5 protein-coding genes and 1 tRNA gene are annotated in these 6,603 nt (G+C 36.9%); 2 read left to right on the forward strand and 4 right to left on the reverse strand.

Going from position 1 to position 6,603, the window contains the following annotated elements; all coding sequences use genetic code 11:
• Positions 1-117 precede the first annotated feature (117 nt).
• Positions 118-1,002, forward strand: coding sequence for an RNA polymerase sigma factor RpoH (gene rpoH, locus ACFIK6_RS04710; protein WP_273724190.1), 885 nt, complete (start codon positions 118-120; stop codon positions 1,000-1,002).
• A 203-nt stretch (positions 1,003-1,205) separates the two neighbouring features.
• Here the strand turns inward: rpoH and ACFIK6_RS04715 are convergent, their stop codons facing one another.
• The 3 genes from ACFIK6_RS04715 to ACFIK6_RS04725 form a co-directional block, all read right to left on the reverse strand.
• Positions 1,206-2,627, reverse strand: coding sequence for a hypothetical protein (locus tag ACFIK6_RS04715; protein ID WP_375641899.1), 1,422 nt, complete (start codon positions 2,625-2,627; stop codon positions 1,206-1,208).
• A 236-nt stretch (positions 2,628-2,863) separates the two neighbouring features.
• Complete coding sequence (locus ACFIK6_RS04720; RefSeq protein WP_375641898.1) at positions 2,864-4,153, reverse strand: adenylosuccinate synthase; 1,290 nt, start codon at positions 4,151-4,153, stop codon at positions 2,864-2,866.
• A gap of 381 nt (positions 4,154-4,534) precedes the next feature.
• Positions 4,535-5,698, reverse strand: coding sequence for a phosphoserine transaminase (locus ACFIK6_RS04725; RefSeq protein WP_375641897.1), 1,164 nt, complete (start codon positions 5,696-5,698; stop codon positions 4,535-4,537).
• 400 nt (positions 5,699-6,098) lie between these two features.
• Here ACFIK6_RS04725 and ACFIK6_RS04730 point away from each other — a divergent pair.
• Positions 6,099-6,174: transfer RNA gene (locus tag ACFIK6_RS04730), tRNA-Phe, on the forward strand.
• Positions 6,175-6,273: 99 nt separating this feature from the next.
• Here the strand turns inward: ACFIK6_RS04730 and ACFIK6_RS04735 are convergent.
• Positions 6,274-6,477: an AlpA family transcriptional regulator gene (locus ACFIK6_RS04735; RefSeq protein WP_005865986.1), complete on the reverse strand. Its 204-nt coding sequence runs from the start codon at positions 6,475-6,477 to the stop codon at positions 6,274-6,276.
• Positions 6,478-6,603: the final 126 nt, after the last annotated feature.

Consider the following 6,603-nt stretch of genomic DNA (forward strand, 5'->3'; position numbering starts at 1 on the left):
AAAATATCTTTTTTTGAACAAAATTAAAAAATATGCTAAAGTGAATGTACATGGATATTACTATCTAAAACATAGAATTTGCCTTATCAGGGAATTCAGACAAAAGGAGGGTGCTATATGGCCCATATGAATTTGTTATCAGTAATGACAGGTGATGGTGGTTTGAACCGTTACCTGGAAGAGGTGCGTCGTTTTCCGATGCTTGAGCCAAAAGAAGAATATATGCTCGCTCAACGTTACCGTGAGCATAATGATCTAAAAGCTGCGCATAGGCTAGTAACTAGCCATTTGCGTCTCGTAGCTAAAATCGCGATGGGATATCGGGGCTACGGGCTTCCCATTGGGGAAGTCATTTCGGAAGGCAATGTTGGACTCATGCAAGCTGTTAAACGTTTCGAACCAGAACGGGGTTTTCGTCTTGCAACTTATGCAATATGGTGGATTAAAGCGTCAATCCAAGAATATGTATTGCGGTCTTGGAGTTTGGTTAAAATGGGGACAACAGCCAATCAAAAGCGCTTATTTTTCAATCTTCGTAAATTAAAAAGTAAACTTCAAGCACTTGATAGTGGCGATCTCAATGCAGAACAAGTGAAAGAAATTGCAACCCAGTTGAATGTCACAGAAGATGAAGTTGTATCAATGAATCGTAGACTTGGTGGTGACACTTCACTCAACGCACCGATTCGGACAAAAGAAGGTGAAAACAGCGAGTTACAAGATTGGCTGGTGGATGAATCTAACGATCAAGAACAAATTTTAATTGAAAAAAGTGAATTAGAAAATCGCCGTTCCATGCTCATAAATGCTATGGACAATCTTAATGAACGCGAAAAACGTATATTCAAAGCGCGTCGTTTAAAAGATGTACCACTAACCCTAGAAGAACTCTCTGGTGAATTTAATATTAGTCGAGAAAGAGTAAGACAAATTGAAATGCGTGCATTTGAAAAAGTGCAAAACTCTATCAAAGATTCTACTTTATTTCAAAATCAAGTGTAAAACCTTAGAGTTAAGTATAAAGCCAATGGTTTGCACATTCTTTAAATGTGAAAATGAGAAAAAGCATATCTTGGCTTTATACCTGTAAATTAGCTTATCGAATTCTTTGAGTTATCGATATGTGAAGCTTTAATGAATGGATCTGGTATGTAATTGATAAAAACGGCCGTAGAAAATTCTCCACAGCCATTTATTTTTTGCATCTATGTTTCATTCTTTTGACCAAGAACTGTTAACTTATCTTGTCGTGCCAGCCATTGCCCAATAACTTCATTAAAAATAGACTTACCTGTTGGTCCTTTTGCAAAGGTTAATTCACTTATACGCCCGTTTTTATCCGTTAACACCAAACGCATCCAATCTAATTCTCGTATCAATTGTAAATTTCGATCAAGAAATGGATGACTACTACTCAATGCGACAAGAAAAAAATCATCGTTAATCTTTGCAGCAATGGTTCTTGTTAAAGCCTGTCCAATGGATTGTTCACTTGCTTTAAAGGTTAATGCTTGAACATTGCTTATAGCTTTACCTGAAAATTTATCAGAAAGAATAAAAATAAGGTCCATAATATATGCAGCAGGAAATGACCGATCGGTATTGCGACGTAAAATTAACCGTAATGATACCCCTTCATCGGGAATTGTTATATCACCTTGTATGGCTGTTTCTTCTGGAGCCCCCTTCACATAAGACTCCTTTATAAGCGTCCAGCGAACACTTCCGGTTGCTATCTTTTCTGCATCATAATTTGTACGTGCTTGATAAAAAACAGCTTCACCTAATTTATCAAGCGATTGCAAATTGCTGGAAACAACTGTTGAGACTCCTTCTTCTTCCGAAGAATCTGTCGCTTGTTTTAAACCGACATCAATTTCACTCCCATCCTCTAATAAACGTTGTGTTAACTTTCTCTTAACTGAAAGTGCCTTTGGTACTGCATGAGAAACTTGAAGATTTTCTCCTAACAGCTGATGATCATTTGATACAAATACACGCTCACCAATAAAAAAAACACCAACAGTTAAAACAGCAAAACTAACAACAGAAACAGCACTTATCACAATACGCCTTTGCACCAATGATTTATTAGCACGACGTAAAGCCTGAGAAAAAATATGCGAAACAATATGCGGATTATCTTCTTGCGACGAAGAAATCTTTAACGCACAGCTACTAACATGCTGAGAAGGCACATCAGCCTCCATATTAACAGGCTCTGCATCTGGTATATCTGATACACCAAGCTCATCAAATACCTTGCTATCCTTTGAACGTGTAACAAAATCCTGCTTTCTTTTGATGTCTACCTCTGAAAATTCATTATTCTTTGGTAATATAGTTTTTTTCGTATATTTTTTATCTTCATTTATATTTGTGGGATTCCACCCAATAACTGAAGAAAGCAATTTCTTTTCAACTGCTAAATATTCCCCTTCAACAGTTGCAATAGAGCTTTGAAGAATCTTTCTTTGTTCATCCGCTATTGCTTGTGGTATTTTTGCTGTTACAAATTGATGTTCTAGTGTCTCGGTAGCCCGTTTATAAATCCGCTTACGCACTTGTGGTGTAACATTATTTTGTGCATTAATTGTCTTTTTTAAGATTCCAACGAAATCTACCATTTCCTTTATAATCTCTCTTAAACTGAGAAAAAAATAACAATAAAGCCAAAAAACTTTATTTTAGCCTTCTAAATTGATTGCCATTTAATATCGGTACAACTATCGCAATAATGTAAAATGAATATGAAAAATAAACAATGCTATTTCGCACCTTTCTCTCACGTGTTCCTAAAAACTTTTTTGTAAAAAGATATAAAAACGAACAAAGAGCATATATAGAAATCTAAAAATAATAATCAATTAACAAAGGGATCCGTAATAAGAATAGTATCTTCACGCTCTGGACTTGTGGATAATAAAGCCACTTTTGTGTTAATCAGTTTTTCAATATAGCGTATATATTTAACAGCCTGCATTGGTAAATCTTCCCACCTCAATGCATGGGCTGTTTTTTCCTTCCAACCTTCTAATGTTTCATAAATAGGCTTCACACGGGCTTGGGCTCCCATAGAAGAAGGTAAATAATCAATCCTTCTACCATCAAGCTCATAACCAATACAAACTTTTATTTCATCCAAACCATCCAAAACATCAAGTTTTGTCAATGCTATACCTTGAACACCGCAAACTACTACCATCTGACGGACTAAGACAGCATCAAACCAACCACATCGACGCTTTCGACCCGTTACAACACCAAATTCATGCCCACGGACTCCCAGAAATTCACCAATATCATTTATCTGCTCTGTAGGAAAAGGCCCTTCTCCAACACGTGTGGTATACGCTTTTGCAATACCCAAAACATAATGAATTGCACTAGGTCCCATCCCTGAACCTGTACATGCCTGCCCAGCAACTGTATTTGATGATGTTACGTAAGGATAAGTTCCAAAATCATTATCGAGTAAAGCACCTTGCGCACCTTCAAAAAGAATGTGTTTCCCTCCTCGATAACCTTCATCTAAAAGACGCCATGTACAATCCATAAAAGGCAAAATTTTATCCGCAACTTGCATCAATTCGTCATAAAGCGCTTGAGAATCAATCTCTGCAACCCCCATCCCACGACGCAAAGCATTATGATGCCTCAAAAGCCGCTCAATCTTAGCCATAAGTGTATCTTTTTCAGCTAAATCCATCACTCGGATAGCACGACGTCCCACCTTATCTTCATAAGCCGGTCCAATACCACGCTTTGTTGTACCAATCTTTAAACCAGATAAACCGCTTTCTCGAATTGCATCAAGATCACGATGTAAAGAAAGAATCAAAGGAGCATTTTCAGCAATACGTAAAATTTCTGGTGTAATTTTCACGCCTTGATCACGTAGTTTTTTTAACTCTTCTACAAAATGATGAGGATCAACTACAACACCATTCCCAATAATTGATAACTTCCCACGCACTAAACCAGACGGTAAAAGTGACAATTTATAACTAACTCCATCAACAACCAATGTGTGGCCAGCATTGTGCCCCCCCTGATATCTCACCACGATATCTGCTCGCTCAGACAACCAATCTACAATTTTACCTTTGCCTTCATCACCCCATTGTGTACCGACAACAACTACATTGGCCATAACTTTCTCCGTCGTGTTTGATCAAAAAAAACAAGCATTCAAAAACAAACTCTTCTTTATAACGAAACCTTGGAGCAAGTGCGACTCCTCATTTCAGATTTTCCTCAATCTTCAAGTGATGAAATTTTCAAATTTATGATAATAAAGATGAGCAAATACTAAAATATTTTAAATCTGTCATTTTTGCTACAAAAAGTAAAAAATTAGAGATTTTAATTTGTGCGTATCCAACACCTGACAGAGCATTCATTCTCCCTCTTAATCTTGTACAATTCATGTAATATTTAGAGGCTGTTTGTCTGATACAAGAATACGAAAGATCATCATAATCTCTCGTATCCTTTTTTGTTTAAAACACGTTGTGAAATCACAAGTAATTATTTAAAGCTGTGCTTTTTCAACTTGGAACGCCCATTCAAGCCATTGTGTTAAAATTTCAAGATCGGAAGCCTCAATTGTTATACCCGCCCAAATTCGAAGCCCAGGAGGAGCATCGCGATACGAACCGATATCATAAGCAACCCCTTCCTCATCAAGACGTTTCACAACCGCTTTTATAAAAGATACTCGCTTTTCCATATCTAAGGCGGTAATCACTGGATCCACAATATCTAAACAAATAGCGGTGTTAGAACGCACTTCAGGGTCTTTTGCCAAATATTCTAACCATGGTGTTTTGCGAACAAACGCATCAAGTATAGAAAAGTTTTTCTCAACCCGCGCTCTTAATGCCGCTGCACCTCCTAGGGATTTTGCCCACTTCAACCCATCAAGAAAATCCTCAACACAAAGCATAGAAGGTGTATTGATTATCTTTCCTTTAAAAATATCTTCGTTCAATTTTCCATTTTTTGTCATATGGAAAAGTTGAGGCATAGGCCAAGCTGGAACATGATTCTCAAGCCTCTCAACAGCACGAGGACTTAAAATCACCATACCATGTGCAGCCTCACCTCCCAAAACTTTCTGCCATGAAAAAGTAACAACATCTAATTTTGAAAAATCAAGATATTGCGCAAAAGCTGCAGAGGTAGCATCACAAATGGTCAATCCAGCCCGCTTATGCGGAATGAAATCCGCATTAGGAATACGCACACCAGAAGTTGTCCCATTCCATGTAAAAACAACATCACGATCAAAATCAAGTTGTGTTAAATCTGGTATTTCACCATAAGGAGCTTCAAAACGACGCACATCAGAAAGCTTTAATTGCTCGACAACATCTTTATTCCACCCAAATCCAAAACTTTCCCACGCAGCCATATCAATGCCACGCTCACCTAATAGAGACCATAGAGCTGCCTCAACAGCACCGGTATCTGAACCTGGCATAATTCCTATACGATGATCAGAAGGAACCTCGAGAATCTCACGGGTTAAATTAACAACTTCAGCAAGTTTTAATTCTGCTTCTCTAGATCTATGTGAACGCCCAACTAATGCATTTTTAAGAACATCAAGAGTCCAACCAGGCCTTTTGCTACAAGGACCTGAAGAAAAATTAGTATTATTGGGACGACTGCTTGGTTTTTGTAGCATTATCATTATTTCTCCCCTTTTGGATGTTTTTCTTTCTTTATAAAGAAAAACAAATTATTATAAAAACTAATCAATAATCTTTTTAGAAAAAGTCAAAACTGTTGTCTATTATTTCGTATGCCTAAAATTCACGGAAACTTTATAAAAAAATCTTTCTTAATTATGCTTCTCGATTGATTTTTTTAATTTCTTTCGTATCATAACCACGATAAGACAGCATTCTCATAACAATACACTAACATGTCCAATATACCTATCAAATTTATTTTATGATAAAGATTTATTGATAAAGCTCTAAAATAGGAAGGTAAACTTATTAAAAAATCAATTATTTTTCTTTTGATGACTGGACAGAGAAAATTTTAATGTTATAACCGCAGACGCTTTATATTTTTTATGGAAGCATGCCCAGATAGCTCAGTTGGTAGAGCAGCGGACTGAAAATCCGCGTGTCCGTGGTTCGAATCCGCGTCTGGGCACCATTATATCTCTTCAATATATTGGAACATATAGATTTTTTCTTTAAATAGCCATTTTCAGACCACCTTTTAGACCACCTTCTACAGTTTATATAATTTTACCTAATTTGTTCTTATTTGCTCCTTATTTTTCTTTGGAGTGAAGGCTAGGATCTCTTTTTTTCTCCATCTCACTGCTCTCCCTAGCTTATATGGCTCCGGAAACAACCCCTGAAGCACCCAATTGCGAATCGTTGTTGTGGATACACTAAAAAGCTGTGCACACTCACGTGTCGTTACATACCTATCGCCATCATCAAATATCATCTCATTACCTTTCTCTTTTTTATGTTAATTAAATGGGTGGGGGGCTGGAAGGCATGTGAAGCACTCCAACTTTTAAAAATCTGCAAGTTTATTTTTTAGATGTGCTTAATTTTATATTTCCAATCT

Origin of the sequence: Bartonella sp. AS69XJJH (genome assembly GCF_042195585.1) — a bacterium.
Taxonomy (GTDB): domain Bacteria; phylum Pseudomonadota; class Alphaproteobacteria; order Rhizobiales; family Rhizobiaceae; genus Bartonella.

Bases quoted from the DNA above. Each gene is read 5' to 3' on its own strand.
- ACFIK6_RS04715 (WP_375641899.1), bottom strand. From the start codon at position 2,627: ATGGTAGATTTCGTTGGAATCTTAAAAAAGACAATTAATGCACAAAAT.
- ACFIK6_RS04725 (WP_375641897.1), bottom strand. From the start codon at position 5,698: ATGATAATGCTACAAAAACCAAGCAGTCGTCCCAATAATACTAATTTT.
- rpoH (WP_273724190.1), top strand. From the start codon at position 118: ATGGCCCATATGAATTTGTTATCAGTAATGACAGGTGATGGTGGTTTG.
- ACFIK6_RS04720 (WP_375641898.1), bottom strand. From the start codon at position 4,153: ATGGCCAATGTAGTTGTTGTCGGTACACAATGGGGTGATGAAGGCAAA.
- ACFIK6_RS04735 (WP_005865986.1), bottom strand. From the start codon at position 6,477: ATGATATTTGATGATGGCGATAGGTATGTAACGACACGTGAGTGTGCA.